Source organism: Pseudomonas sp. JV245A (assembly GCF_032424515.1).
In the GTDB taxonomy this organism is placed as follows: Bacteria; Pseudomonadota; Gammaproteobacteria; order Pseudomonadales; family Pseudomonadaceae; genus Aquipseudomonas; species Aquipseudomonas protegens.
In genome coordinates this window covers 1-1,484 of record NZ_VYKE01000366.1, presented here as the reverse complement: position 1 = coordinate 1,484, position 1,484 = coordinate 1, and the positions used below count along the sequence as shown (strand labels likewise).

2 protein-coding genes and 1 pseudogene are annotated in these 1,484 nt (G+C 68.7%); all 3 read left to right on the top strand.

The annotated features are described in order from the left end of the window. Positions 1–148: pseudogene (locus F6S12_RS31680) on the top strand (alpha/beta hydrolase); the annotation flags it as partial. Positions 149–224: 76 nt separating this feature from the next. Continuing rightward, positions 225–698, top strand: a complete 474-nt coding sequence (locus tag F6S12_RS31675; RefSeq protein WP_015636431.1) for a hypothetical protein — start codon at positions 225–227, stop codon at positions 696–698. 15 nt (positions 699–713) lie between these two features. Then, on the top strand, positions 714–1,484 hold a 771-nt coding region (locus tag F6S12_RS31670; RefSeq protein ID WP_315869850.1), incomplete at its 3' end, for an NAD-dependent epimerase/dehydratase family protein.

The following is a 1,484-nucleotide window of genomic DNA, read 5'->3' as shown; positions in this document are numbered from 1 at the left end:
CGGCCCGGCCACCGAGCCGGACCCCGATGTCGGCCTGTTCAGTGGGCCCTATCAGCGGCGGATCCTCCCGGGGATCGGCCACAACCTGCCCCAGGAAGCGCCGCAAGCCACCCTCGACGCGCTGCTGGAGTTGCTCGGCAAGCCCTGAGATGGGCGCCGGCGCACGCCATGGGCCGGAAAAAATCGGTACACTTCGCGGCCTCGATCCCCCCACAGGACATGGAATGTTATCCGTCGCCGCTTCTCCCCGACCCGGCCTGCGCCGGGCCCTGGTGCTCTGGCTGTATGCCGTCGGCGCCGGCCACCTGCTGGCCGGGCTGCTGCTGACCTGGGCCGGCCACAGTGGCCTGTTCAACGATTACCTCGCGGGCATCGAACAGGCCTTCTGGGGCGCCGCCGCGCCGGCACCGGCCCGGGCCCAGCAGATCTGGTGGCTGGGGCTGTTCGGCGCCACCCTGCAAAGCTATTCGCTGTTCCTGCTGGGGCTGGTGCACCTGGGCAACCGCCTGCGGGCCCCTGCCGCCTGGGCCTGGCTGATGGCCGGGATTGTGCTGTGGGCGCCCCAGGACATGTGGCTGTCCTGGCAGATGAACATGACCGCCCACCTGTGGATCGACAGCTTCGCCCTGCTGGTGCTGCTGCCGCCGTTACTGTGGCTGCAGCGCCACGACCGCCGTACCTCTCGTCTTCCCTCGTAAAAGGACTTCACCATCGTGGCTGATTTGCCAATCCTGCAGTGGGCTATCGCCCTGTTGCTCGCCCAGGGCGTGCTCGGCGCCCTGGATACTCTCTACCATCACGAACTCACCGTGGCCCTGCCGCAGCGTCACAGCGCCCGCAAGGAGCTCAGCATCCATGCCCTGCGCTCGTGCTTCTACGGCGTGCTGTTCATGGGCATCGCCCACCTGGCGTTCCAGGGCATCTGGGCCCTGGTGATCGCCCTGCTGTTCGCCCTGGAAATCGGCCTGACCCTGTGGGACTTCGTGGTCGAGGATCGCAGCCGCAAGCTGCCGGCCATCGAACGCATCATGCACACCGTGCTGGCGATCAACGCCGGGGCCTTCTTCGCCCTGTACGGCCTGCAACTGCTGGAATGGTCACGCCTGCCCAGTGCCTTGAATCCCATCGACCTGGGCTGGCAGGGCTGGGCCCTGAGCCTGTTCGCCGTGGGCGTCACCGCCTCGGGCATCCGCGACGGCCTGGCGGCGCTGCGCCTGCAACGCCAGGGCCAGGGCGCCAACCCCTTTGCCGGTGGCAGCGGCAAGCGGGTGCTGGTCACCGGTGGCACCGGTTTTATCGGCGAGACCCTGGTCAACCAACTGCTGGATGCCGGGCACACGGTCAGCGTGCTGGCCCGGGACCCGCTGCGCGCCGCCTACCTGTTCGACGGTCGCGCCCGTTGCCTGCGCTCGCTGAGCAAGCTGGGCCACGGCGAAGCCTTCGACGTGATCATCAACCTGGCCGGTGCCCCGGTGGCCGGGCCG

Coding starts and splice junctions, on each gene's coding strand:
- F6S12_RS31675 (WP_015636431.1), top strand. CDS start 225: ATGTTATCCGTCGCCGCTTCTCCCCGACCCGGCCTGCGCCGGGCCCTG.